Origin of the sequence: Pseudomonas sp. QLc11A, assembly GCF_052112305.1 — a bacterium.
GTDB lineage: Bacteria > Pseudomonadota > Gammaproteobacteria > Pseudomonadales > Pseudomonadaceae > Aquipseudomonas > Aquipseudomonas laurylsulfatiphila.
In genome coordinates this window covers 266007-292045 of the sequence record NZ_JAVAJJ010000005.1, presented here as the reverse complement: position 1 = coordinate 292045, position 26039 = coordinate 266007, and the positions used below count along the sequence as shown (strand labels likewise).

Genomic DNA, 26039 nt, shown 5'->3' with positions numbered 1-26039 from the left:
CCCCATAAGACTTTCATACGCCCCCCCCGATGAGAATTATTGTTTGGGCGCACAGTAACGGCTTCCGCGCGGGATAAGCCAGAGGGCAACGGAAAAATCTTCATGAAGGCGCCGAACGGCCGTCGCAGCGCTGACAACTATCGCTCGACGGCTCTATCTCTTGGCTCAGCGGTTTATATGCAGTTCCACGCGACGGTTTTTCGCACGACCTTCGTCCGTTTCATTGTCGGCAATCGGCTGACTTTCACCCTTGCCTTCGCTGGTAACTTTGTTCGGCGCCACACCCTGGCTGATCAAGTATTCCGCCACGCTGCTGGCGCGTCGCTCCGACAAGGCCTGGTTATAGGCATCCGAACCGACGCCGTCGGTATGGCCGACCACCTTGATGCTGACCACATCGGCATCCAGGAACTGGCTCATCAGCGCATCCAGTTGACTCTTGGCCGTCGGGGTCAGGTCGGATTGATTGAAGACAAACAGTAGATCACTCAGAGTAATGACTTCGGATTGCACAGGCTCGGTCTGGACGCTGTCCGGGTACTGCGGCACCGGGCAACCGCGATGGTCGGCCGGGGTATTGGCGGGAGTATCAGCGCAACGGTCGCGCCGGTCGAAAACGCCGTCGCCGTCTTCGTCGCCATCCTGGGCATAGCAGATCAAGCCACCGGACAAGATACCCAGCGCTGCCCCGCCCGCGGCCCAGGCGCCACTCTCGATTGCGCCCAGACCACCGCCGACCAGGCCGCCGATAAGGCTGCAGATTGGCCAGGTTCGTTGATTGAGGGGGGCAGTGCCATCGCTGTGGGTCGCGCAGCCGGTCAAGAGACTGCCAAGTAGCAGAACCGGCAAGACGGTCCTTGTGAGAACGATCATATTGAAAGCTCCTGTGTCACCGGCCCATACCGGTTACACAGGAGTAAAGACCCGCATCCGCGACTGCACAAGGCGCGGATGCGAGGGGTGTTTAACGCTGGATTTTGATTTCCGTACGACGGTTCTGTGCACGACCGTCAGCGGTTTTGTTGTCCGCAACCGGCTGGCTTTCACCGGCACCGACCACCGACACGAAGTTGCTGCGAGGTACGCCTTGATCGATGAGGTACTCAACCACCGAGTGGGCGCGTTTATCCGACAGTTTCTGGTTGTAGGCGTCGCTGCCCACGCTGTCGGTATGACCGGTTACGGTCAGTTGAGCAGTCGGGGCTTCGGCTTTCAGGCGAGTGGCAATCTTGTCGAGGACCTGTTTGTCGGACGAGGTAAGCGTGGCTTTATCAAACTGGAAGTGAACATCGCGGATGACGATGGTTTCTTCCTTGACCACAACCACTTCTTCAACCACAGGCGCTGGTGGTGGGCAACCGTTGGCATCGACCTGAACGCCTTTAGGCGTGCCCGGGCACTTGTCGCGACTATCCGGCACACCGTCGCCGTCTTCGTCGCCATCACCGTGCACCCAGCAATAAGCCGCTGCAGTACCACCGACGAGCAGAGCACCATACCCTGCCCATGCCGAGCTTTCGGTCGCACCGAGGCCCGCACCCACGACACCACCAACCGCCGCACAGGTCGGCCAGTCGGTTTTCTGCAAACCTGCGCAACCAGTCAACACACTGGTTAGCAGAACCAAGGGTAATGCTGTCCGAACTATGCTCATCTAGTTTTCTCCTGAAGGATCGGCTTAGAACCGATTCAGGTAGTAAAGACCCGAGTATTAATCTCCGCCAGCAATAGGCCATGCTGTTTATTAAGGCATTAACGGCAGCTTGGCGCATTTGTCGCCAAGCCGCTCTAGGCCCGAACGGCCGGGCAGGCTAGTCTTGGCAGATCTGATTGAGGATCTTCGATGATTGCAGGTATTTCTTCACGCACGCCGCAGCAGGCACTGGCCGCTTTACTTGACCGATATGCCCCCGCGCGCCTGTTGTTGATCGGCGCCAGCGAATTCCCGGCACTGGAAGCATTCAAACTCGCGCACCCGGACAGCTGCGTGGCTTTCGCGGCCCCAGGCCCATTGCCCGACGAGTTGGCGGCCCGCCGATTCGACCTGGCCCTGGTGGTCGATTGCCTGGAGCATTTGCCCAAGCGCGACGGCCTGAACCTGTTGGGCGGCATCCGCAACCTCAACGCCAGCCGCATCGCCGTGCTGGCGGATCTGCCGGCCTGTGGCTGGCAGGAAACCGACTTTTTCTCCCTGGCCCTGCAAGCCAGCGAGCGCTTTCAACGGGACGAACAGGTCTTGACCCTGTTTACCTACGATCTGCTTGAATACAAACAAGTCCCCGACTGGCTCAATTCGCGCTTCTGGGCCAATCCGGAAAACTTCGGGAAATACTGGTGGTAAAGCAATGAGTACATCCATTTGCCCTTGCGGCAGCGGCACCCTGCTAGATGCCTGCTGCGGTCACTACCATGCCGGACACCCGGCGCCGTGCGCCGAAGCCTTGATGCGCTCGCGCTACAGCGCCTACGTGCTGGGGTTGGTCGACTATCTGGTGGCCACCACCCTGCCCGCCCAACAGGCCGGCCTGGACCGTCAATCGATCAGTGACTGGAGTGCGCAAAGTACGTGGCTGGGCCTTGAGGTGGAAAGCTCCGAAGTGCTGGGTGGCCAGCCTGAACACGCTTTCGTGACCTTCACCGCGCGGTGGCACGACAGTAGTGGCGAGCACAGCCATCGAGAGCGCTCATCCTTCGTACAGAACACCGGGCGCTGGTATTTCATCGACCCGACCGTGCCACTCAAACTCGGGCGCAATGACCCCTGCCCGTGTGCCAGTGGACAGAAGTTCAAGAAATGCTGCGCGGGTTACTTCAGCAGCTAGTCCATGGAATGACTGCCCACCACGCAGGGGCTGTCGAAGGCTGCGATCCTTTGGGTCTAGACTGGGACTCAAGGGAGAAACTCCACGATGATCATCCGCCGCTGCGCACTCTGTCTGCTCACCCTGTTCCTGACACTGGGACTTGGCGGCTGTGCGTCGTGGTTCGACGACGACTTGCCGGACCCCGAGGTCCATCTGGTGAAGGTCGAAGTGGTCAGCGCCAAACTGCTGGAGCAGAAACTCCTCCTGCATTTTCGCATCGACAACCCCAACGACAGTGACCTGACGGTGCGCAGTCTGGAGTACCGCGTTCACCTGGGTGACATACTGCTGGCCGACGGCGAGTACGAACACTGGTTCACCATCAGCCCCAGGCACAGTGCCTACTTCAAGGTGCCGGTCCGCACCAACCTGTGGTCCAAGGTCCGTGATCTGGCCAAACTGCTGAAAAAATCCGACCAACCCATTCCCTATCGTCTGGAAGGTGAACTGGAAACCGGTATATTCATCGCCCACTACGTGCACCTGGCGCGCAATGGCGTGATAATCGCCGCCGATTTAATTCCGGAGCAACACCGATGACCCAGCAACCCCATGTCCACGGCCCTGACTGCAACCACGATCACGATCATGACCATCACCACCATGATCACGACCACGGCCATGTCCACGGTCCGAACTGTGGCCACGCCCACCAGGAACCGGTACGCAATGCCCTGAAAGACGTCGGCCGCAACGATCCGTGCCCATGCGGCAACGGCAAGAAATTCAAGAAGTGCCACGGCGCTTGATGCTTCGGGCGAAGACTTGCTTCGCCTGTTGAATCGTCTTCGCGAGCAGACCTGTGCTGTGAATGCAGTTCCCTTGTGGGAGCGGGCTTGCTCGCGAAAGCGGTGTGTCAGGCAAAAACGATGTTGAAGCTGAGGCCCTCTTCGCGAGCAAGCCCGCTCCCACAATAGTTGTCAGTCATCCATCAGAAGGGTGGCAGCGCTGACCACCGTCGCATACTCGCCATGCAGATTCCCCAGCGACATCGCATGCACCTCTTCGGCACTATGGGCATGGCCGAAAAAGTCAGCCTTGTCGAAGGTAAAGCACGCATCCTCGGCCACCCAGGTATCAAACCCCAGGTTGCCCGCGGTGCGCGCCGTAGACTCCACCGAGTTGTGGGTCGCGACACCCACAATGATCAACTGCCCGATCCCGGCCTCGCGCAACTGCATCTCCAGCCCCGTCGAACAAAACGCATCCGGCACCTGCTTCTGGATCAAGCGTTCACCGGCCATTGGCGCGAACCGCTCCTGAAACTCCACTCCCGACTGCTGCGGCCAGAACACCGAGTCCTCCGAGCGGGACAGGTGCTGCACATGAATCACCGGCCGAGCGGTGCGTCGCCAATGACCGAGCAACTCCAGCATGCGCTCTTCGGCCTGAGGATTATTCCTGCGGCCAAGCCTGGGGTGAAGGATGCCTTTTTGTTGATCGATGATGATCAGTGCCGCGTTTGCCTTGAGCTCCATGCCGGTTTTTCTCCCAGGATTGTTGACCGTGTCGCACTTCAACATCACCGGTTACGGCTGGCAAGCCACTGTCGAGAATCAAAAGAACGCAGCCTTCGGCAGCTCCTACCGGGATACGCCGATCTTTGACAAATCCCGAAATAACCTTGTACCCCGCTTGCGCGGCCACCTCCCGCTCACTAACGTAGCGCCTTTATTGCGCCCCACCGCCTCTACCCCCCGCAGGAGCTTTGCCATGGCCTCGCCAGCCCTTACTCATTTTCTACCCCGGTTCGGCGTTGCCGCAGCAGTGGCGGGCGTCTTGAGCCTGACCGGTTGTCAGAACTTCAATGCCCAGGACACCCTCCCGCCGACCTCCGGCGTGCAACCGCTCAAGGGCCTGGCGCAGAACGTTTCGGTGCGTCGCAATACCATGGGCATGCCGCTGATCGAAAGCAACAGCTTCCACGACGCGCTGTTCACCCTAGGTTACGTACATGCCAGCGACCGCATTACGCAGATGGTCACCCTGCGCCTGCTGGCCCAGGGCCGATTGGCCGAGATGCACGGCGCGGACCTGCTGGATGCCGACCGTTACATGCGGGCGGTCAACCTGAAGAAAAGTGCCGGCGAGTTGTACAAGGCCTCTTCGCCGCGCCTCAAGCGTTTCTTCGAAGTCTACGCGCGGGGTGTCAACGCCTACCTTTTCCGCTACCGCGACAAGCTGCCGGCGGACCTCGCGGCCACCGGCTACCAGCCTGAATATTGGCAGCCGGAAGATTCGGCGCTGATTTTCTGCCTGTTGAACTTCAGCCAGTCGACCAACCTGCCGGAAGAGATTTCCTCGCTGGTACTGGCCCAGACCGTCACCACCGACAAACTGGCGTGGCTGACGCCGTCCGCCCCCGATGAAAAACTGCCGGTCGCCGAGAGCGAAAAACTCCAGGGCCTCAAGCTCAACGGGCAAGTACCGGGCCTGGCCGAACTCAGCAAAGCCACGGGACAACTGTCGGACCTGAACCTGCTGGGCGCCACCTCGTCGAACAACTGGGCCATCGCCGCGCAACGCAGCCGCAGCGGCAAGAGCCTGCTGGCCAGTGACAGTCACGGCCCGCTGGGCGTGCCTTCATTGTTCAGTTACGTGCAGATTCGCGCGCCGAAGTATCAGGCGTCCGGCGTGACCATCGCGGGCCTGCCGATGGTGCTCGGTGGTTTCAACGGTAAAGTGGCGTGGAGCATGGCGTCCGTGATGGGCGACAACCAGGACCTGTTCCTGGAGAAGATCAAGCGCCAAGGCAACGGACTTGCCTACGAAAACGCCGGGAAGTGGCAGCCGGCGATCGTGCGCAACGAAACCTATTTCGTCAAAGGCCAGCGGCCGATTCGCGAAGCAGTGTACGAAACCCGCCATGGCCCGCTGCTCAACAGCGCCCAGGGCACCATGCTGGCCAATGGTTTCGGCCTGGCCTTGCAGATGCCGAACTTCACTGACGACAAGACCCTGGACGCGTTCTTCGACCTGTCCCGCGCCCAGAGCGCCGAGAGAGCATCGGATGCCAGCCGCGAAATCCGCGCCATCGCACTGAACCTGGTGTTTGCCGACGCCAGCCACATCGGCTGGCAGGTCACCGGCCGCTACCCGAACCGCCGCGAAGGCGAAGGCCTGCTGCCCTCGCCGGGTTGGGAAGGTCGATATGACTGGGACGGTTATGCCGACCCGATGCTGCACCCGTACGACCAGGACCCGGCCCAAGGCTGGCTCGGCACCGCCAATCAGCGGGTCATCCCCCATGGCTACGGCATGCAGCTGTCCAATTCCTGGGCCGCTCCGGAGCGCGGCGAGCGTCTGGCCGAACTGGCCGGCGCAGGCAAACACGACAGCCGCAGCCTGATCGCCATGCAGTACGACCAGACCACGACCTTCGCTGCCAAGCTGAAGAAAATGTTCGAAACGCCAGGCATGGCCCAGCCACTCAAACAAGCCATGGACGCCTTGCCGACGGCCGATCGCGCCAAGGCACACGAAGCCTACAGCCGCTTGATGGCGTTCGATGGCAAGCTCAGCCCGACTTCCACCGATGCGGCCATCTACGAACTGTTCCTGCAGGAAAGCACCCGGCAGATCTTCCTCGACGAACTGGGCCCGGAAGGCAGTCCGGCGTGGAAGGCCTTTGTCGCCAATGGCAAGTTGTCCTACGCAGCCCAGGCCGATCACTTGCTCGGGCGTGAGGACAGCCCGTTCTGGGATGACGTGCGCACCGCACACAAAGAAGACAAACCGGCCATCCTCGCGCGCAGCCTCGCTGCAGCGATCAGCGCAGGCGACAGCCAGTTGGGCGGCGATCACAAAGCCTGGCAGTGGGGCAAACTGCACCGCTATGAATGGAAGAACAGCAGCGGCCAGACGGTACGCGGTCCGCTACCAGCCGGTGGCGATCACACCACACTCAACACCGCCGCGTTCGCCTGGGGCCAGGACTTCAACACCACGCTGGCGCCCGCCATGCGCTTTATCGTCGACTTCGGCCAGTCCGAACCGCTGATGGCACAGAACGGCACCGGTCAGTCCGGCAACCCGGCCAGTGCGAATTACCTCAACAGCATCGAACCCTGGCTCAAGGGCCAGTACATGAGCCTGCCGATGCAGCCGCAAAACTTCGACAAGGCCTATGGCAAGAATCGACTGACACTGACACCCGGCAAGTAACGCTGATCCCTGTGGGAGCGGGCTTGCTCGCTCCCACACTGGTTTTCATCCACTCATAAAGCCCGATAGTACTTCTCGCCCCGCGCCAACCTCATAGCTGACAAGTCACCGAGTCGACCTTTGGCCTGCCGATCTACCGCTGGCAACCCCAGGGTACAGGTGCTTGCAAATCTGCTCAGCTACCCCTCTATTCATCCTCAAATATTTTTCTTTTTGAGTCGCACTGGTGCAGCCATTTCCCTGCGCCCGTTTTCGTGCATAAATCTGTCTCCGGTTATTTCCAGACACCTTTTAAAACGCTTGTTCGGCACTCTGGTTCGGAAATTGCTACTTTCAACATGTCTTACGCTTTCCAGTAACAATAATTCTGCGCCACAAGCGCTCATATTGGTTTTAGGGATTGAATAATGAAAAAAGCATTGCTGACCCTTTCTGCACTGGCATTGTGCATGGCTGCTGGCTCCGCCATGGCGAAAGAATACAAAGAACTGCGTTTCGGCGTTGACCCTTCCTACGCACCGTTCGAGTCGAAAGCGGCCGATGGCAGCCTGGTAGGCTTCGACATCGATCTGGGGAACGCGATCTGCGCCGAACTGAAGGTCAAGTGCAAGTGGGTCGAAAGTGACTTCGATGGCATGATCCCTGGCCTCAAAGCCAACAAATTCGACGGCGTGATCTCGTCGATGACCGTTACCGAAGCCCGTGAAAAAGTCATCGACTTCTCCAGCGAGCTGTTCTCCGGCCCAACCGCCTATGTGTTCAAGAAAGGCTCCGGCCTGACCGAGGACATCGCTTCGCTGAAGGGCAAAACCGTAGGCTACGAGCAAGGCACCATCCAGGAAGCCTACGCCAAAGCCGTTCTCGACAAGGCCGGCGTAAAAACCCAGGCCTATCAGAATCAGGATCAGGTGTATTCCGACCTGACTTCCGGCCGTCTCGACGCAGCGATCCAGGACATGCTGCAAGCCGAACTGGGCTTCTTGAAGTCACCAAAAGGTGAAGGCTACGAAGTCAGCAAGCCTGTCGACAGCGAACTGCTGCCAGCCAAAACCGCGATCGGCATTAAGAAAGGTAACACCGAGCTGAAAGCACTTTTGGATAAAGGTATCAAAGCGTTACACGATGATGGCACCTACGCCACCATTCAGAAGAAACACTTTGGCGATCTGAATCTGTACAGCGGCAAATAATGCCCGGCGCCCATCTTGCGATGGGCGCTTTTTTCATCCGATCAGGTTGCTGATTTATGTTCGAAAACCTATTAGAAAATCTGGGGCTCTCTGCCTTCAGCCTCAAGGGCTTCGGTCCGCTGCTGATGCAAGGCACCTGGATGACGATCAAGTTGTCGGCGTTGTCGCTGTTGGTGGCCGTGCTGCTCGGGCTGCTCGGCGCCAGTGCCAAGCTGTCAAAAGTCAAACTGATGCGCGTGCCTGCCCAGTTCTACACCACCCTCATTCGCGGCGTTCCGGACCTGGTCCTGATGCTGTTGATCTTCTACAGCCTGCAAACCTGGCTGACCTCCTTTACCGATTACATGGAATGGGAATACATCGAGATCAACCCGTTCAGTGCCGGGGTCATTACCCTGGGCTTCATCTACGGTGCGTATTTCACCGAAACCTTCCGTGGCGCGATCCTCGCCGTCCCACGGGGTCAGGTTGAAGCGGCCACCGCCTATGGCCTCAAGCGCGGCCAGCGTTTCTGGATCGTGGTGTTCCCGCAGATGATGCGTTATGCCCTGCCGGGGATCGGCAACAACTGGATGGTGATGCTCAAGGCCACCGCCCTGGTGTCGATCATCGGCCTCGCCGACCTGGTCAAGGCCGCCCAGGACGCCGGCAAAAGCACCTATCAGCTGTTTTACTTCCTGGTGCTTGCAGCATTGATCTACCTGGTGATCACCAGCGCGTCCAACATCATCCTGCGCTGGCTTGAGCGTCGTTACTCCGCCGGTACCCGGGAGGCCGTACGATGATCGAACTTCTGCAGGAATACTGGAAACCCTTTCTCTATAGCGACGGCAACAACATCACTGGCCTGGCCATGACGATGTGGCTGCTCAGCGCGTCGATCTTCATTGGTTTTATCGTGTCGATCCCGCTGTCCATCGCCCGTGTGTCGCCGCACCTCTACATCCGTTGGCCGGTGCAGTTCTATACCTACCTGTTTCGTGGCACGCCGCTCTATATCCAGTTGCTGATCTGTTACACGGGGATCTACAGCCTGGCCACCATTCGGGCCCAGCCAGTACTGGACGCATTCTTTCGCGATGCGATGAACTGCACGATCCTGGCCTTCGCTCTGAACACCTGCGCCTACACCACGGAGATTTTCGCCGGGGCAATCCGCAGCATGGCCCACGGTGAAGTGGAAGCGGCCAAGGCTTACGGCCTGACAGGCTGGAAGCTGTATGCCTACGTGATCATGCCGTCGGCCCTGCGTCGCTCGTTGCCGTACTACAGCAACGAAGTGATTCTGATGCTGCACTCGACCACCGTGGCCTTCACCGCGACCATCCCCGACGTCCTGAAAGTCGCGCGGGACGCCAACTCGGCGACATTCCTGACCTTCCAGTCGTTCGGCATCGCCGCGCTGATCTACCTGACCGTCACTTTTGCACTGGTCGGCCTGTTCCGCCTTGCCGAACGCCGATGGCTGGCCTTCCTCGGGCCGACCCACTAGGTCTCAACCTGCTTCAGGAACAACAGATGCGCCACCAGAAACATGACCTGCTGGCCCCGCTGCCGGGGACCGCACGACAGATCCACAGTTTTCACTTCGGCCCACAACCGGCCAACGGCAAGATCTACATCCAGGCCTCTCTGCACGCCGACGAAATGCCCGGCATGCTGGTGGCCTGGCACCTCAAGCAACGCCTGGTAGAGCTGGAAGCCGCCGGTCGCCTGCGCAGCGAAATCGTGCTTGTACCCATCGCCAACCCGGTGGGTCTGGAACAGGTGCTGATGGATGTACCACTGGGCCGCTACGAACTGGAAAGCGGCCAGAACTTCAACCGCTGGTTCCTCGACCTCAGTGAAGAGGTCGGCAACACGATCGAGGGCAAGCTCGGTGACGATCCGCAGCACAACCGGCAACTGATCCGCAGCAGCCTGCGCGAAGCGCTGGCCCGACAGACTGCCGACACCCAATTGCAATCCCAGCGCCTGACCCTGCAACGACTGGCCTGCGACGCCGACATGGTGCTCGACCTGCATTGCGACTTCGAAGCGGTCGCGCATCTGTACACCACCCCGGAGGCCTGGCCGCAGGTCGAGCCGCTGGCCCGTTACATCGGCGCCGAAGCCAGCCTGCTGGCGACGGACTCTGGCGGCCAGTCGTTCGATGAATGCTTCACCCTGCTGTGGTGGCAGTTGAAAGAGCGCTTCGGCGAACACTTCGACATTCCACCGGGCAGTTTTTCGGTGACCGTCGAATTGCGCGGTCAGGGCGACGTCAATCATCCGCTGGCGAACCGTGATTGCCAGGCACTGATCGATTACCTGATCCATTTCGGCGCGATCGCCGGCGAATCCGCCCCCCTGCCCGACCTGCCCTATCCGGCGACACCGCTGGCCGGTGTAGAACCGGTAGCCACGCCTGCTGGCGGGCTGCTGGTGTTCACCGCACTGCCGGGGCAATACCTGGAAGCGGGGCAACTGATCGCCGAGGTCATTGATCCGATCAACGACCGCGTCACTCCCGTTCACTGCTCCGCCGCCGGGCTGATGTACGCCCGCTCGCTGCGCCGCATGGCCACTGCCGGCATGGTGATCGCCCACGTCGCGGGCACCGAAGCCTATCGCAGCGGCTATCTACTTTCGCCTTGAGGATGCACGCCCCATGTACAAATTGACCATCGAAGGCCTGCATAAAAGCTATGGCGACCATGAAGTCCTCAAAGGTGTTTCGCTCAAGGCCAAGACCGGCGACGTCATCAGCCTGATCGGCGCCAGTGGCTCGGGTAAAAGTACCTTTCTGCGTTGCATCAACTTCCTGGAACAACCCAACGACGGCGCCATGAGCCTCGACGGGCAGAACATCCGCATGATCAAGGATCGTCACGGCATGCACGTGGCCGATGCCGATGAACTGCAGCGGATTCGCACCCGCCTGGCCATGGTGTTCCAGCACTTCAACCTGTGGAGCCACATGACGGTGCTGGAAAACATCACCATGGCGCCGCGCCGGGTGCTGGGCTGCGACAGGAAAGAAGCCGAGGACCGCGCCCGGCGCTACCTCGACAAGGTAGGGCTGGCCTCCCGTGTGGCGGACCAGTACCCGGCATTCCTGTCCGGCGGCCAGCAACAACGGGTAGCGATTGCCCGCGCACTGGCCATGGAACCGGAAGTCATGCTGTTCGACGAACCGACCTCGGCGCTGGACCCGGAACTGGTGGGCGAAGTGCTCAAGGTGATCCAGGGCCTGGCCGAAGAGGGCCGAACCATGATCATGGTGACCCATGAAATGAGCTTTGCCCGCAAAGTATCGAGCCAGGTACTGTTTCTGCACCAGGGCCTGGTGGAGGAAGAAGGCGCGCCGGAAGACGTGCTGGGCAATCCGAAAAGCGAGCGGTTGAAGCAGTTCCTCAGTGGCAACCTGAAATAACCACCGACAGGAAGAGTGGAAGCCGGCTTGCCCGGCTTCCAACATCCGTCAACCGTTATGCCGTCGCTTCGTTTTCCAACCTGAAACTGCCATTACTCACTTGCAGACCATTAGCGTCCGTCCCGCTGAAGCGTCCGGCAAACTGCGCGTCACCTCCCACCGTCAACTCGAGCGTTCCTGGATAAAGCTCTGCCTCCGAGTTGCCGCTCACATGGATGACCATGGGCGATCCCTCGGTGAGCCCCAGGCTGAAACCGCCACTCTGGATTCCCATCGGCAAATACACGTAAAAGGCTGTCCCCTGACCGTTATCCGCCTCAATGCGATGAATGTTTGACCGCTGATAAAAATCGAGTCCATCCGTTACGCGAAACTGCATGGAGCCGTCTGTCGAGATGACATCGGCACTCATATGTCCCGATCGATTTGCACTCATCTGAATGTTCCTTTTCATATTCGTCGTTAACTGACTGGCGCCCCCTTTGCCAACGGCCGGGCACGCAGCTCACAGATGGAACCACGGCCATACCCGTCGATTGGTTTCGACGACAGACACAGTTACTTCCGAATATGTGCAGGCCGATTCAGACTCTACGTTCGTGAATGGCAAAAAACAGACGCAAACCTGCTTGCTGAAGACAACCACCGCCGTTCACCGGCCATGAATGGCGGAGATCGAAAATCAGGCAACAGGCGCAGGCGGTGGCTCATCCGGCAGGGTGGGCTCTCCCGGTTCGTTGGGTTGCTCGTTCGGGGTATCAGGATCAGGCTGGCCGGGAATGCCCCCTGCCATGCTGACGGGCGGATGTGCCAACAAGGACCAGGCCAGAACGCCAACCTGATTGGGTTCAAGCCTTGCCAGTTCGGCACTGATTCGCGGATCGATCTTCATTCGGCACTCCTGGGCGATGGCCCGACCCGCCTTGCGCGGATCGGAACAGTACACTCCATAGAGTGTACCCCCGCTCAGGAATTCCCGACATTTGTCAGACGGTTGACTCAGGTGCGCGGCAGGGTCACGCCACGCTGGCCCTGATACTTGCCGCCACGGTCCTTGTAGGACACTTCACACTCTTCGTCCGACTCAAGGAACAGCATTTGCGCCACGCCTTCGTTGGCGTAGATTTTCGCCGGCAGATTGGTGGTGTTGGAGAACTCCAGGGTCACGTGACCTTCCCACTCAGGCTCGAGCGGTGTGACGTTGACGATGATGCCGCAGCGCGCGTAGGTGCTTTTACCCAGGCAAATGGTCAGTACATTGCGCGGAATGCGGAAGTATTCGACGGTGCTGGCCAGGGCAAAGGAGTTCGGCGGAATGATGCACACGTCGCTGTGGATGTCGACGAAACTGCCGGCATCGAAGTTCTTCGGGTCGACGATGGCCGAATTGATGTTGGTGAACACCTTGAAATGATTGGTGCAACGCACGTCGTAGCCGTAGCTCGACACGCCGTAGGAGATCACACGGCTATCGTCGCTGCCGCGCATCTGGCGCTCGACGAAAGGCTCGATCATGCCGTGTTCCTGCGCCATGCGGCGAATCCACTTGTCCGATTTGATGCTCATGGCGGGTGTCCTGAATTGCGAGGTCGAAAAATTCTGTCCGGCATCTTACCGGGCGCGCCGCCGGGTTCAAAGTCCGGGGTGAAATTCTCGCCGAACAGGCAGGAATTACGCGCGTTGGCGACGAACCGTCACACCGCCGATCCTTAAAACAGAGAAACCTTCGCAAGAAGCATTGGCACGTCCCGGAAAAAGGGTTAAGGTGGCGTCACTGTGCTGCTTGTGTCACTGAGAATCTCTACACGATATGTTGAATTTCGATCCAACCATCTACAAGAATTTTTCCTGCTCTTTGCACTCAGTCTCGGCCAGGGTTCTTCCTGAGTCGCAGTTATCTTTGTTCAAGGAGTTACACCATGTCTAATCGCCAAACCGGTACCGTTAAGTGGTTCAACGATGAAAAAGGCTTCGGCTTCATCACCCCACAATCCGGTGACGACCTGTTCGTTCACTTCAAAGCTATCCAGTCCGACGGCTTCAAAAGCCTGAAAGAAGGCCAACAGGTTTCTTTCATCGCTACCCGCGGTCAGAAAGGCATGCAAGCTGAAGAAGTTCAAGTTATCTAACTTGTACTTGCTTTAGTAAAAAGCCCCGCCCTCAACAGCGGGGCTTTTTTGTGCCTGTGTGTTTTTCACAGGTAAAAAAGATCGCAGCCTGCGGCGGCTCCTACAGAGCTGCCGCAGGCTGCGATCTTTTAGTGCCTTACCAGGTCACGCCAAACCCTGCGGTGTAGCGCGTCTTGTCCAGATCCGCATCGTCGGTACCGCTGATGATGTCCCGCTCCGCCTTCAGGTTCAGCGAAGCCCAGTCAGTCACCTTGTAGCGCAACCCCATCTCGGCATCGAGTGCGTAGTCGGCCACACCCGACAGCGGCTTGGCGACCTCACCATTGGTGAAGAACTCGACACGCTTGCCGATCAGGTAGCGGTTGTAGTCCCACGTCATGGCCAGGGCGTAGAAATTTTCCTTGCTGCCATCGGAGAAATCATAGTCCGTGCGGTTGACCAGCGACCCCAGTGAGAACGCCCCGAGTTCGTTATCCCAGAACTGATATCCGGGACCCGTGCCAACGGTGCGTTGACGGGAAAGGTCTTCGACCTTGTCGCGCTTGTACACCAGGCGTCCCTGCCAGAACCATTGCTCGGTCAGGAACCGGTCGATGGAGTACTCGGCCCGCCAGTTGTCCGTGGTCACCACGTCGTCCTGGAACTCGCGGTTGTATTCGCCTTCGGCGGTATGCCGCCAGCGACCGTGGCGCGCACTGGTCTTGAAATCGATGTCGTAGTCATCGGTATCGTTTTCCGCCCGCTGATAATCCAGCGCGACATCGACATTGCCTTTCCACACCAGATCCTCGACCACCGGTTTTGGCTTGAGAATCTGCTGAATGCTCGCCAGTTCGACGGTCTTCGGTGCATCGCCATTGGCCAGCGTGACCTTGCCGGCGTCCGCCGCTTTCAGCGACCTGGATTTCTCACCCGTGTAGGCATCCTGCTTGACCAGCAACTCCTGATCGCTGTCCAGAGTCTTGACCTGCTTCCAGTCGATCGTCACCGCACCGGCATACTCGGTCTGGATCAGCAGCTTGCCGCCATCGAACAGCGTGATCTTGCCACTGAGCTTGTCACCGTTGTTCAACCACACGGTATCGGCTAGCAAGGGAGTGGAGGCGCCAAGGACAGCGAGACATAGCAGGGATCTGGACAACATAAGCAAAATACAGGCTCGGGATTGCGAAAAAAATCGGCATTATCCGCAGGAATAAGGCCCTGACAAGGACTGACCCGGCTATTTCTGTTGAGTTCATTTCTCAAGCGCCCGTACAGGAATTACTCTACAGACGGTAAAGCAGACTTCTTCAGGACTGACGGACGTGACCGATCCAACCGATGAACCCGAGAGCGCAGCGCAAATCCGACGCACGGCGCTGTATCTGACTCTGGCGCAAGTTCCCGAGGGCAAAGTCGTCAGCTATGGCCAGCTGGCCGAGCTTGCAGGGTTGGGTCGCGCCGCTCGCTGGGTAGGCCGTACACTCAGCCAATTGCCGAGCGACAGCAAGCTGCCCTGGCATCGCGTTCTGGGCGCAAACGGGCGTATCAGCCTGCCGGTCGGCAGCCCTTCAGGTGATGAGCAGCGCGCACGATTACGCATGGAGGGCATCAGTGTCCTGAATAATCGTGTTGATATTCAGCGCCATGGCTGGCGTCCGGTAGAGCACAGCGGTTAGAGTGCGCGCTTTGTTTCCGTATTTCTTGAGGCAGACTCCAGCCCATGCCCCGTAAAACCTGGCGCGCCGCGCTCGCCGCTTATGCCAGCCCTTCGACACTCGTGCTGTTGCTGCTTGGCTTCGCTGCCGGCCTGCCCTACATGCTGGTGTTTTCGACACTTTCGGTCTGGCTCCGTGAAGCCGGCGTGGCGCGTGAAACCATTGGCTATGCAAGCCTGATCGGCCTGGCCTATGCCTTCAAATGGGTCTGGTCGCCCCTGCTCGACCAATGGCGACTGCCTTTGCTCGGCAAACTCGGCCGACGACGATCCTGGCTCGTATTGTCCCAGGCACTGGTCATCCTGGGCCTGATCGGGATGGGTTTCTGCGACCCGCAAAAACATCTGTCCTGGCTGATCGCCATTGCCGTGGTCGTCGCTTTCGCATCAGCGACGCAAGACATTGCAGTAGACGCCTACCGCCTGGAAATCGCCGAAGACAATCGCCAGGCCGCCCTGGCCGCCAGCTACATGTCCGGTTACCGGGTCGCTGCGCTACTGGCCACCGCAGGCGCGCTGTACTTCGCCGAAGGCTTTGGCTCCACCGGTTTCAACTACAAGCATTCGGCCTGGGCCGGTACTTACATCCTGTTCGGCGCACTGATGGTCCCGGCCCTGCTGACGTCCCTGTTCATGCGCGAACCACCCGTGCCGCTGCGCACACAACTGCAGGCCGGGCGCTACAGCTTCATGCATCAACTGGCCTCGGTGTTCGTGCTGATCATTTTGCTGGTGTCCGTGCCAGCCATGTTCACCCAGCTCTACAACACCGACTTCGCCAGCGTACTGTTCGAAGGTGTGAGCCTGCTCGACCTGCTGCTCGAAGACCGCGCACTCCTGAGGGCCATCCTCTACATCACGCTCACCGCCCTGTGCCTCTCGGCCATGGGCCGTCGCGGCCTGGCGCCGGTGCTGACGCCGGTCAACGACTTCATCCTGCGATACCGCTGGCAAGCGCTGCTGTTGCTCGGCCTGATCGCCACCTATCGGATGTCCGATACGGTCATGGGCGTGATGGCCAACGTGTTCTACATCGACCAGGGCTTCACCAAGGACCAGATCGCCAGCGTGAGCAAAATCTTCGGCCTGATCATGACCCTGGTCGGCGCCGGCATGGGCGGCCTGCTGATCGTGCGTTTCGGCATCCTGCCAATCCTGTTCATCGGCGGCATCGCATCCGCGGCGACCAACATCCTGTTCCTGATGCTCGCCGACATGGGCCCCAACCTGAACATGCTGGTACTGACCATCTCCCTGGACAACTTCAGTTCAGGCCTGGCCACCTCGGCCTTCGTGGCCTACCTGTCGAGCCTGACCAACCTCAAGTTCTCCGCCACCCAGTACGCCTTGCTCAGCTCGATCATGCTGCTGCTGCCACGCCTGATCGGCGGCTACTCCGGGGTCATGGTGGAGAAGTTCGGTTATCACGATTTCTTCCTGATTACCGCCCTGCTGGGCGTCCCGACCCTGCTGTTGATCGCCTTGCACTGGTTCCAGGAGAACCGCCGCGCAGGCCCGACACCCACCCCGGAACCGGTGCAGACACCGGTAGCCGAAGAATCGTAGGTTTTTACTGCAGGAAGAATCGCGGAGGGCCGAGTGAATCGCGCCCTCCTGCCACACCACCGACCGCACGCCTGTACGCCAGCGGATCTCGCCCGTACAATGCTCCGTCATTTCTCGTCATCAGCAATCGATAACGGCCAACCATGCGCACCAGTCAATTTTTGCTCGCCACACAAAAAGAAACGCCTTCCGACGCGGTCGTGATCAGCCACCAGCTGATGCTGCGCGCCGGCATGATCCGCAAGCTTGCCTCGGGCCTGTACACCTGGCTGCCGATGGGCTTGCGGGTAATGCGCAAGGTCGAAGCCGTCGTTCGTGAAGAAATGAACGCCGCCGGCTCTCTCGAAGTGTTGATGCCGAGCACGCAACCGGCCGAGCTGTGGCAGGAATCCGGGCGCTGGGAGGAGTACGGCCCTGAATTGCTGCGCTTCAAGGATCGTCACGGCCGCGACTTCTGCGCCGGCCCGACCCACGAAGAAGTCATCACCGATCTGATGCGCAACGAGTTGAGCAGCTACAAGCAGCTGCCGATCAACCTGTACCAGATCCAGACCAAATTCCGTGACGAAATCCGCCCACGCTTCGGCTTGATGCGCGGCCGCGAATTCATCATGAAGGACGCCTACTCGTTCCACGCTGACCAGGCTTCGCTGCAGGTCACCTACGACCGCATGCACCAGGCCTACTGCAACGTGTTCACCCGTCTGGGCCTGAAGTTCCGCCCTGTTGAAGCCGACAACGGCTCCATCGGCGGTGCCGGTTCCCACGAGTTCCACGTGCTGGCCGAGTCCGGCGAAGACGACATCGTGTTCAGCAACGGCTCCGACTACGCCGCGAACATCGAGAAAGCCGAAGCCGTGCCACGGGAAACCGCGCGCGCCGCTGCGACCGAACAACTGCGTCTGGTCGACACCCCGAACGCCAAGACCATTGCGCAACTGGTCGAAGGCTTCAACCTGCCGATCGAGAAAACCATCAAGACCCTCGTGGTGCACGCCGAAGAGAAAGGCAAGCTGATTGCCCTGATCATCCGTGGCGACCATGAGCTGAACGAAATCAAGGCCGCCAACCAACCAGGCGTGGCCAGCCCTCTGGTCATGGCCTCGGAAAGCGAACTGCGCGAAGCCATTGGCGCCGGCGCCGGTTCCCTCGGCCCGTTGAACCTGCCGCTGCCGATCATCATCGACCGCTCGGTCGAACTGATGAGCGACTTCGGCATCGGTGCCAACATCGACGACAAACACTACTTCGGCGTGAACTGGGAGCGCGACTTGCCTGTTCCGACCGTTGCCGACCTGCGCAACGTAGTTTCCGGCGACCCGAGCCCTGACGGCAAAGGCACCCTGGAAATCAAGCGCGGCATCGAAGTCGGGCACATCTTCCAGCTGGGCAACAAGTACAGCAAAGCGATGAAGTGCGAAGTACTGGGCGAGAACGGCAAGCCGGTCACCCTGGAAATGGGCTGCTACGGCATTGGCGTGTCTCGCGTGGTGGCGGCTGCCATCGAGCAGAACAACGACGAAAACGGGATCATCTGGAGCGACACGCTCGCACCGTTCCAGATTGCCCTGGTGCCGCTGCGCTACGAAACCGAGCAGGTTCGCGAAGCCACCGACAAGCTGTACGCGGAACTGACCGCTGCCGGCTTCGAAGTGCTGCTGGACGACCGTGACAAGAAAACCAGCCCGGGCATCAAGTTCGCGGACATGGAACTGATCGGCATTCCACACCGGATCGTGGTCAGCGACCGCGGCCTGGCCGAAGGCAACCTGGAATACAAGAGCCGTACCGAGGCCGACGCACAAGCGCTGCCGGTCGCCGACGTGCTGTCTTTCCTTCAGGCCCGCATCCGCCGCTGATAGCAGATATAGAGACGTCATGTTCAAGCGAAACACCTTAGGCCTCGGTGGTGCCGCCTTGTGCGGCACCCTGCTGGTCAGCGGCTGTGCCAATCACATGTCACAACGCAGCGAGCACGAGGAACGGGTCGAGCGCAAACTGCTCGATCACAGCCTGCAGATCGATGTCGGTGAGCCCAAGGTGCTTGAGCTGCCGCAACGGCGGGTGAAAATCCACGAGCAGAAGACTTTCGAAGTCACCGAGTACGAAGTCACGCGTCACTACGACCGCTATACGCCGTACCAGCCCTGGCGGGAGATCTACGAAATCCCGCTGGGCGCGGTGGCCGTGGTGGCGGGTGTCGGTGCCAACGTGGTCAATGTGTTCGCCCTCGGCAATCTGCCGGACAGCGTGACCAAGGACTGGCTGAGCTACGGTTTCGCCGGGCTCAACCCGTTCATGAACGTGCAGTCCCATGGCCGCGCGCAGCAGAACCTGGCCGGTATTGATGAAGTCCAGCGCGACAAACGCACGGAGTACTCAAGCCTGCCCTGGAGCGAGCGCCCGGTCGAGGTCAAGGCCGGCAAGGAAACCTTCGAACTGACCACCGACAAAAACGGCGTGTTGCGTCTGAATCTGCTGGATAACCCGTTCGCCGAACATGACATCAATCATCTGAGCCGCTTGCTGATTCGTGTTGAGGCTGCCCAGGACAACGTGCACACCGATGCCACTCTGGCCGTCAGCAGCACCTTGCGCAGCAAGCTCTATGAAGCCCACGGGCTGATTTATGACGATCTCGAAGGCGACGAAGTCAGCCAGTGGGTCCACCGGGTCAAACGCCTGTCGGAGCTGGGTCTTGAAGAAGAAGCCAGTGAGCTGGAACAGAGCCTGATCGAGCTGACGCGCAACGATCCAGAATTGCAGACCGAGTTCCTGAAGTCGCTGGCCCGCAATGGCGAGCGACTGGTGGCGAATCCGGGACTGAACTAAGAGCCAAAAAGCTTCGCGAGCAGGCTCGCTCCCACATTGGATTTGTGAACACTCAAATCCCCTGTGGGAGCGAGCCTGCTCGCGAAGAGGCCCGCAAATTCACCACCCAACTACCGCTCAAACAACTCCATCTGCTCGAACCCGCCCCGCAAGTCCTCCAGGCGCACACCGACCCCCAACAACCGCACCGCTTTACCGCCACGATTGAAGGCCTGGGTCAACATCAACTGATAACTCCCCAGATCCCGCCCTGCCCCGGCCTGCTCCAATGTCGTCTGCGTGAAGTCGTGAAATTTCACTTTGACGAATGGCTTGCCCGGACGATAACTGCTGTCGATTCGCGCCATGCGACCGGCCAGGGTCTCCAGCAGCTCGGGTAACTTATCCAGGCAACTCTTCAGGTCCGGCAGGTCAACGTCGTAGGTATTTTCGACACTGATTGACTGACGACGACTGTCGTTGTGCACCACACGTTCATCAATCCCACGGGCCAGGCTCCAGAGTCGCTCACCAAAGCTGCCGAACTCACGAACCAGCGCCAACTTGTCCCACTCGCGCAATTGCAGGCAATCCGTGATTCCCAGCTTGCCCAGCTTGTCGGCGGTCACTTTGCCGACCCCGTGCAGTTTGCTCACCGGCAAGCCACTGACAAAGTCCTCGACCTGGTCCGGAGTGATGACGAACAGCCCGTTGGGCTTTTTCCAGTCACTGGCAATCTTGGCCAGAAACTTGTTCGGCGCCACGCCTGCCGACACGGTGATGTGCAACTGATTGGAGACCCGACGCCGGATGTCCTGGGCAATTCGCGTTGCACTGCCAGCGAAATGCGCGCTGTCCGACACATCGAGGTACGCCTCGTCGAGCGAGAGCGGCTCGATGATCTCGGTGTAATCGCGAAAAATCGTGTGGATTTCCCTGGAGGCTTCTCGATAGGCATCCATGCGTGGCTTGACGATGGTCAGGTCGGGGCACAGCTTCAAGGCATGCCCCGAGGACATCGCCGAACGCACCCCGTACGCCCGCGCCTCGTAATTGCAGGTCGCGATCACTCCGCGCCGGTCCGCCGAGCCGCCCACCGCCAATGGCTTGCCGGCCAGACGCGGGTCGTCACGCATCTCAATGGCGGCGTAGAAACAGTCACAGTCGACGTGGATGATCTTTCGCTGGGTCATGGCAAAGCAGAGTTCATGGCAAGGAAAAGGCGTGTTGGTGTGACGGACATCCAGTATCTCACCGACACCTGTATATAGCACCAGTAGTCTGAATGTTCTTTTTGACGCGTGGGAAATGTCGTTGGTAAATTTATTTTTTCAATCAGAAAAACATTCCCGATAGAGCTGCAGGCCTTGCCCCGCCTGCCTCACAGGCTGACCAATCCGCTCATCGGCAAGCTAACCGATTGAAGATGAACAGGTTTTATCTGAATTGAAGGTTGACACCCCGGCGTATCTCTATAGAATGCCGACACACAGACGCGGGATGGAGCAGTCTGGTAGCTCGTCGGGCTCATAACCCGAAGGTCGTCGGTTCAAATCCGGCTCCCGCAACCAAACATCAAAAAAGGCTACTCGAAAGAGTGGCCTTTTTTGTGCGCACCTGTTTTGTAGCGCCCTGCGTCAAACCAAGGTCTAGACACTCAGCGACGCCAAAACTGGAAATCGTTCTAATTCCGAAACTTAGGCCATCGCTGCGTCCGTTTGCCGCAATTCAACGTTTATTTGACCTGCTTCAGGATTAACGGTTGACACCCCGGCGTATCTCTATAGAATGCCGCCACACAGACGCGGGATGGAGCAGTCTGGTAGCTCGTCGGGCTCATAACCCGAAGGTCGTCGGTTCAAATCCGGCTCCCGCAACCAAACATCAAAAAAGGCTACTCGAAAGAGTGGCCTTTTTTGTATCTGTTGAAAAAGTCCTTTCGCAACAATGATCTGTCACTGTGCAGCAAGCCGTTTGGGGCCCCCCATGCGCCGGGTTCAGACTATGCTCAATCGCAGGCTGGAGCCCTCACGACTGATGTCGCGCCGTCCCCGCCGCCCGGTGACCGGCGTTAATATTTGTGATTATTTTTTTCTACAGGGATTGGTAACTTGGCTGGATACCCCCATCCTGTCGCGCACAATCCAAGAGGTGATTGATGCGCGCCAACTCGTCTGATTCACAAGACACTGTCACAGCGACACAACCGATCAAGGCTGAGCGTTTGCACCTGCTTGATCGATTGAGCAAATACCGCCAACCCATTGGCCTGGCGATCACCCTGCTGTTGTTCGCGATCGCGTTGATTGCCTGTCGCCACCTGCTGAGCGAGCTCGACCTTTACGCGCTGCACGACTCGATCCTCGAAGTTCCGAAACCTGCCTTGTTGGGCGCATTGGGCGCAACCGTGGTGGGCTTCATCATTTTGCTTGGCTACGAATGGTCGGCCAGCCGCTATGCCGAGGTGAACCTGGCGCCGCGCACACTGGCACTGGGCGGCTTCACGGCCTTTGCCATCGGCAACGCCATCGGCCTTTCAATGTTGTCGGGCGGCTCGGTTCGCTATCGCCTCTATGCCCGTCATGGCCTGGGAGCGGCTGAAGTCGCCCGCATGACGCTGTTCGCCAGCCTCTCGCTGGGTTGCGCCCTGCCGCCGCTGGCCGCCCTGGCGACGCTCAGCGAGCTGCCTGCCGCGTCCACCGCCCTGGGACTCTCCGAGACATTGCTTGGCGTAGTGGCGAGCGCCGTGCTCGTGCTGTTTTCGGTGCTGGCCATCGGAATCTACCGTCGCCGACTGCCGGAACAGCCTTACCCGGACAACCTGCTGGTCAGGATCGGGCGCCGCACCCTGCGCCTGCCCGGGACCCGCCTGACGTTCCTGCAATTGATCATCACCGCCCTTGACGTTGCCGCCGCCGCAACGGTGCTCTATCTGTTGCTGCCGGAAACACCGCCCTTTGGTGCGTTCCTTCTGGTGTACCTGCTGGCTTTGGCTGCCGGTGTGCTCAGTCATGTGCCGGGCGGTGTCGGGGTGTTCGAGGCGATCTTGCTGGCGGCCTTTTCCGACACCCTGGGGGCTGCGCCACTGGCGGCCGCCCTGCTGCTCTATCGCCTGATCTACGTGGTCCTGCCCTTGCTGGTGGCCTGCCTGCTGTTGCTGGTCAACGAAGGTCAGCGCCTGTTCCAGACCCGCCAGACATTGCGCGCGGCCTCAGGCCTGGCGGCGCCGATACTGGCGGTGCTGGTGTTTCTGTCCGGTGTGGTCCTGCTGTTCTCCGGCGTCACCCCGGAAATCGACACCCGCCTGGAACACATCGGCTTTCTGATCCCCCATCGACTGGTCGACGCTTCGCACTTCGGCGCCAGCCTGGTCGGCGTGCTTTGCCTGTTGCTGGCCCAGGGCCTGCGCCGCCGGTTGTCGGCCGCGTGGATGCTGACCACCATCCTGTTGCTGGTCGGCGCCCTGCTCTCACTACTCAAGGGTTTCGACTGGGAAGAAGCCAGCCTGATGGTGCTGACGGCGAGCCTGCTCGGGGTATTCCGCCGCTCGTTCTACCGCCCCAGCCGCCTGACCGAAGTACCGTTCTCGCCGCTGTACCTGGTGGCCAGCCTGTGCGTGCTCGGGGCGTCGATCTGGTTGCTGCTGTTCGCCTATCAGGACGTTCCGTACAGTCATCAACTCTGGTGGCAATTCACTCTGGACGCCGATGCCCCTCGCGGCCTGCGTTCGCTGCTCGGGGCTGCCGTGCTGCTGGTCGTGGTGTCGCTGACCTGGTTGCTGCGCACCGCGCGCCCGGTCATTCACCTGCCGACACCCGAGGAGCTGGAGCGCGCCAGCAAGATCCTCATGGCCTCCGCGCAACCCGATGGCGGCCTGGCCCTGACCGGTGACAAAGCGCTGCTGTTCCACCCCAACGACGAGGCATTCCTGATGTACGCCCGTCGCGGCCGCAGCCTGGTGGCGCTGTATGACCCGATCGGCCCGGGCCAGCAACGGGCGGAAATGATCTGGCAGTTCCGCGACCTGTGCGACATCCACCACGCCCGCCCCGTGTTCTATCAGGTACGCGCGGAAAACCTGCCGTACTACATGGACATCGGCCTGACCGCGATCAAGCTCGGCGAAGAAGCCCGGGTCGATCTCAAGCGTTTTGATCTCGAAGCCAAGGGCAAAGAGATGAAGGACCTGCGCTACACCTGGAACCGCGGCACCCGTGACGGCCTGTCCCTGGAGATCTTCGAACCGGGCCAGGCGCCGATGGATGAACTCAAGGTGATTTCCGATGCCTGGCTGACCGGCAAGAACGTCCGCGAGAAAGGCTTTTCGCTGGGCCGTTTCAGCGATGACTACCTCAAGTATTTCCGCATTGCCGTGATTCGCTTCGAAGGACGCCCGGTGGCGTTCGCCAACTTGCTCGAGACCTACGGCCATGACCTGGCCAGCCTCGACCTGATGCGCGCGCACCCGGACGCGCCGAAGCTGACCATGGAATTCATGATGGTCGGCCTGATTCAACATTATAAAAACCATGGATACGCGCGTTTCAGCCTGGGCATGGTGCCGTTGTCGGGGTTGCAACCCCGTCGCGGCGCGCCATTGACCCAGCGCCTGGGCTCGATGGTATTCCGCCGTGGTGAGCAGCTGTACAACTTCCAGGGCTTGCGCCGCTTCAAAGACAAGTTCCAGCCTGATTGGGAACCCCGTTATATGGCCGTGCCCGCCGGACTCGATCCGCTGGTTGCGCTGGCCGACACTGCCGCCCTGATCGCGGGTGGCTTGACCGGATTGGTGAAACGCTGATGATTCAACGCTCCTTGCGGTATGTTTTGGGCACACTGGTGATAGTGGCCCTGATTCTCGCTGGCGGTTTCTGGTACCTGAAACGCCCGGCACCGGAACCGACCCTCGAATGGCTGACCCCGACCGACGGTGCGGCGATGACCCGTGTCATCCCCGGCACCACGCCACGCGCCCAGGTGCTGGTGGCGGTCAACGAAGACCAGAAACTCAGCGACAAACAATTGATGACCCTGAGCCGCAGTGGCTCGGCGCAGATTGTCCAGGTGATCCTGCCCAAGGACTGCCTGCTGCAAAGTCGCGCCCTGCAATCGGGCCTGAGAGAACTCGAAGGCCCGGCAACCCTGGTCAGCGGCATCGGCCCGGGTGCCGTGCTGGCCTGGCGCTGGTTGTCCGAGCAGAAGAATGACAAGGCCCAGGCCGTCTCGGTCGACCTGGCCCTGGAAAAGGGTGGCTGCACTCACCTGCTGCCCAAAAGCGCTGCCCACGGTCACTGGCTGGTCGCGTGGAACGATAACCCGGACGACACCAGTGCCGGCTTCGTGCGTGATCAGCCGAACGCCGAAACCAGCATCAGCGACTACGACATCAACCTGCCGCAAGTACTGAACAACGAACTGCGCAAGATCCTCGTCGGCGGCGACAAAGCCGCTGGCGGCCTGCAGATTCCGGTGGTCGAAGTGCCAGCCGGCCAGGCCAGGGACACCGTGACCCTGTTCCTGTCCGGTGACGGCGGCTGGCGCGACCTCGACCGCGACGTGGCGGGCGAGATGGCCAAGATCGGCTACCCGGTGGTCGGCATCGACACCCTGCGCTACTACTGGCAGCACAAGAGCCCTGAGCAAAGCGCACTGGACCTGACCGAACTGATGCAGCACTACCGGCAGAAATGGGGCACCAAGCGCTTCATCCTGACCGGCTATTCGTTCGGTGCCGACGTACTGCCGGCGATCTACAACCGCCTGGCCGAATCGGAACAGCAGCGCGTCGACGCGATCATCCTGCTGGCCTTCGCCCGCACCGGCAGCTTCGAAATCGAAGTCGAAGGCTGGCTCGGCAACGCCGGCAAGGAAGCCGCCACCGGCCCGGAAATGGCCAAGCTGCCAGCCGCCAAAGTGGTGTGCATCTACGGAGAAGAAGAAACCGACGAGAGTGGCTGCACCGACAAGACGGCGGTGGGCGAAGCCATCAAGCTGCCTGGCGGCCACCACTTCGACGAGAACTACCCGGCGCTGGCCAAGCGTCTGGTGGAGGTGATCGAGAAGCGGCAGGTGAAGGAAACGGCGGCTGCAGAGTGATCTGACAGCCTGCAAAAAGCCCTCGCTACCTCACGGTAGCGGGGGCTTTTTCATTCCACCACACACCACACACCACACATCCCCTGTGGGAGCGAGCTTGCTCGC

25 protein-coding genes and 2 tRNA genes are annotated in these 26039 nt (G+C 60.0%); 19 read left to right on the top strand and 8 right to left on the bottom strand.

What is annotated here, in order from left to right; translation table 11 throughout:
- Positions 1–165: 165 nt before the first annotated feature.
- Together Q8X48_RS10725 and Q8X48_RS10720 are read right to left on the bottom strand one after the other, a co-directional pair.
- On the bottom strand, positions 166–873 hold the full coding sequence (locus Q8X48_RS10725; protein ID WP_126053019.1) for an OmpA family protein: 708 nt from the start codon (positions 871–873) through the stop codon (positions 166–168).
- Between the two features lie 91 nt (positions 874–964).
- Positions 965–1654: an OmpA family protein gene (locus tag Q8X48_RS10720; RefSeq protein WP_095965078.1), complete on the bottom strand. Its 690-nt coding sequence runs from the start codon at positions 1652–1654 to the stop codon at positions 965–967.
- A gap of 189 nt (positions 1655–1843) precedes the next feature.
- Between Q8X48_RS10720 and Q8X48_RS10715 the strand changes: the two genes are divergently transcribed.
- From Q8X48_RS10715 to Q8X48_RS10700, 4 genes are all read left to right on the top strand, one after another.
- Positions 1844–2341, top strand: coding sequence for a DUF6231 family protein (locus Q8X48_RS10715; protein WP_007971634.1), 498 nt, complete (start codon positions 1844–1846; stop codon positions 2339–2341).
- A 4-nt stretch (positions 2342–2345) separates the two neighbouring features.
- Entirely contained in the window at positions 2346–2822 is a 477-nt protein-coding gene (locus Q8X48_RS10710; RefSeq protein ID WP_015093816.1) for a YchJ family protein, read from the top strand.
- 87 nt (positions 2823–2909) lie between these two features.
- Positions 2910–3404: an LEA type 2 family protein gene (locus tag Q8X48_RS10705; RefSeq protein WP_407800678.1), complete on the top strand. Its 495-nt coding sequence runs from the start codon at positions 2910–2912 to the stop codon at positions 3402–3404.
- The gene (locus tag Q8X48_RS10700) at positions 3401–3613 is read left to right on the top strand and encodes an SEC-C metal-binding domain-containing protein (protein ID WP_015093814.1); all 213 of its coding nucleotides are present in this window, start codon (positions 3401–3403) and stop codon (positions 3611–3613) included. Before Q8X48_RS10705 ends, Q8X48_RS10700 begins: the two co-directional genes overlap by 4 nt.
- Before the next feature lie 171 nt (positions 3614–3784).
- Here the strand turns inward: Q8X48_RS10700 and Q8X48_RS10695 are convergent, their stop codons facing one another.
- Positions 3785–4342 (bottom strand): cysteine hydrolase family protein, encoded by a 558-nt coding sequence (locus tag Q8X48_RS10695; RefSeq protein WP_407800677.1) that lies wholly within the window; start codon positions 4340–4342, stop codon positions 3785–3787.
- A 235-nt stretch (positions 4343–4577) separates the two neighbouring features.
- Here Q8X48_RS10695 and Q8X48_RS10690 point away from each other — a divergent pair, with 235 nt between their 5' ends.
- The 6 genes from Q8X48_RS10690 (at position 4578) to Q8X48_RS10665 (ending at position 11633) form a co-directional block, all read left to right on the top strand.
- Entirely contained in the window at positions 4578–7028 is a 2451-nt protein-coding gene (locus tag Q8X48_RS10690; RefSeq protein WP_407800676.1) for a penicillin acylase family protein, read from the top strand.
- Positions 7029–7435: 407 nt separating this feature from the next.
- The gene (locus tag Q8X48_RS10685; protein WP_126049721.1) at positions 7436–8218 is read left to right on the top strand and encodes a transporter substrate-binding domain-containing protein; all 783 of its coding nucleotides are present in this window, start codon (positions 7436–7438) and stop codon (positions 8216–8218) included.
- 56 nt (positions 8219–8274) lie between these two features.
- Positions 8275–9003: an ABC transporter permease gene (locus tag Q8X48_RS10680; RefSeq protein ID WP_095965073.1), complete on the top strand. Its 729-nt coding sequence runs from the start codon at positions 8275–8277 to the stop codon at positions 9001–9003.
- A complete protein-coding gene (locus tag Q8X48_RS10675) occupies positions 9000–9710 on the top strand; it encodes an ABC transporter permease (RefSeq protein ID WP_126049719.1) in 711 nt (236 codons plus the stop codon). Before Q8X48_RS10680 ends, Q8X48_RS10675 begins: the two co-directional genes overlap by 4 nt.
- A 26-nt stretch (positions 9711–9736) precedes the next feature.
- Positions 9737–10855: a succinylglutamate desuccinylase/aspartoacylase family protein gene (locus Q8X48_RS10670; protein WP_407800675.1), complete on the top strand. Its 1119-nt coding sequence runs from the start codon at positions 9737–9739 to the stop codon at positions 10853–10855.
- A 13-nt stretch (positions 10856–10868) separates the two neighbouring features.
- Positions 10869–11633: an ABC transporter ATP-binding protein gene (locus Q8X48_RS10665; RefSeq protein WP_095965070.1), complete on the top strand. Its 765-nt coding sequence runs from the start codon at positions 10869–10871 to the stop codon at positions 11631–11633.
- A 55-nt stretch (positions 11634–11688) separates the two neighbouring features.
- Here the strand turns inward: Q8X48_RS10665 and Q8X48_RS10660 are convergent, their stop codons facing one another.
- From Q8X48_RS10660 to dcd, 3 genes are all read right to left on the bottom strand, one after another.
- Positions 11689–12069, bottom strand: coding sequence for a hypothetical protein (locus tag Q8X48_RS10660; protein ID WP_407800674.1), 381 nt, complete (start codon positions 12067–12069; stop codon positions 11689–11691).
- A 246-nt stretch (positions 12070–12315) separates the two neighbouring features.
- Positions 12316–12525, bottom strand: coding sequence for a hypothetical protein (locus Q8X48_RS10655; protein ID WP_033047523.1), 210 nt, complete (start codon positions 12523–12525; stop codon positions 12316–12318).
- 107 nt (positions 12526–12632) lie between these two features.
- Positions 12633–13199 carry a dCTP deaminase gene (gene dcd, locus Q8X48_RS10650; protein WP_007940589.1) on the bottom strand — a complete coding sequence of 189 codons (567 nt, stop codon included), beginning with the start codon at positions 13197–13199 and terminating at the stop codon, positions 12633–12635.
- 353 nt (positions 13200–13552) lie between these two features.
- Here dcd and Q8X48_RS10645 point away from each other — a divergent pair, with 353 nt between their 5' ends.
- The gene (locus Q8X48_RS10645; protein ID WP_002554837.1) at positions 13553–13762 is read left to right on the top strand and encodes a cold-shock protein; all 210 of its coding nucleotides are present in this window, start codon (positions 13553–13555) and stop codon (positions 13760–13762) included.
- Between the two features lie 136 nt (positions 13763–13898).
- On the opposite strand, the gene Q8X48_RS10640 is transcribed toward Q8X48_RS10645, so the two are convergent.
- Positions 13899–14906, bottom strand: a complete 1008-nt coding sequence (locus tag Q8X48_RS10640) for a DUF481 domain-containing protein (protein WP_407800672.1) — start codon at positions 14904–14906, stop codon at positions 13899–13901.
- Positions 14907–15069: 163 nt separating this feature from the next.
- Between Q8X48_RS10640 and Q8X48_RS10635 the strand changes: the two genes are divergently transcribed.
- The 4 genes from Q8X48_RS10635 (at position 15070) to Q8X48_RS10620 (ending at position 19859) form a co-directional block, all read left to right on the top strand.
- Positions 15070–15423, top strand: coding sequence for an MGMT family protein (locus Q8X48_RS10635; RefSeq protein ID WP_007971652.1), 354 nt, complete (start codon positions 15070–15072; stop codon positions 15421–15423).
- Positions 15424–15467: 44 nt separating this feature from the next.
- Positions 15468–17027 (top strand): AmpG family muropeptide MFS transporter, encoded by a 1560-nt coding sequence (locus Q8X48_RS10630; RefSeq protein WP_095965067.1) that lies wholly within the window; start codon positions 15468–15470, stop codon positions 17025–17027.
- A 143-nt stretch (positions 17028–17170) separates the two neighbouring features.
- Entirely contained in the window at positions 17171–18886 is a 1716-nt protein-coding gene (locus tag Q8X48_RS10625; RefSeq protein ID WP_126049712.1) for a proline--tRNA ligase, read from the top strand.
- Positions 18887–18905: 19 nt separating this feature from the next.
- Positions 18906–19859, top strand: a complete 954-nt coding sequence (locus tag Q8X48_RS10620) for a hypothetical protein (protein WP_407800671.1) — start codon at positions 18906–18908, stop codon at positions 19857–19859.
- 110 nt (positions 19860–19969) lie between these two features.
- On the opposite strand, the gene dinB is transcribed toward Q8X48_RS10620, so the two are convergent.
- Positions 19970–21031 carry a DNA polymerase IV gene (dinB, locus tag Q8X48_RS10615; protein WP_015093801.1) on the bottom strand — a complete coding sequence of 354 codons (1062 nt, stop codon included), beginning with the start codon at positions 21029–21031 and terminating at the stop codon, positions 19970–19972.
- Between the two features lie 301 nt (positions 21032–21332).
- On the opposite strand from dinB, the gene Q8X48_RS10610 reads away from it, so the two are divergent.
- The 4 genes from Q8X48_RS10610 (at position 21333) to Q8X48_RS10595 (ending at position 25934) form a co-directional block, all read left to right on the top strand.
- Positions 21333–21409 (top strand) — tRNA-Met (locus Q8X48_RS10610).
- Positions 21410–21641: 232 nt separating this feature from the next.
- Positions 21642–21718, top strand: a tRNA-Met gene (locus Q8X48_RS10605).
- Positions 21719–21996: 278 nt separating this feature from the next.
- Entirely contained in the window at positions 21997–24639 is a 2643-nt protein-coding gene (gene mprF / locus Q8X48_RS10600; protein WP_126049706.1) for a bifunctional lysylphosphatidylglycerol flippase/synthetase MprF, read from the top strand.
- On the top strand, positions 24639–25934 hold the full coding sequence (locus Q8X48_RS10595; protein ID WP_095965062.1) for a virulence factor family protein: 1296 nt from the start codon (positions 24639–24641) through the stop codon (positions 25932–25934). Before mprF ends, Q8X48_RS10595 begins: the two co-directional genes overlap by 1 nt.
- Positions 25935–26039: the final 105 nt, after the last annotated feature.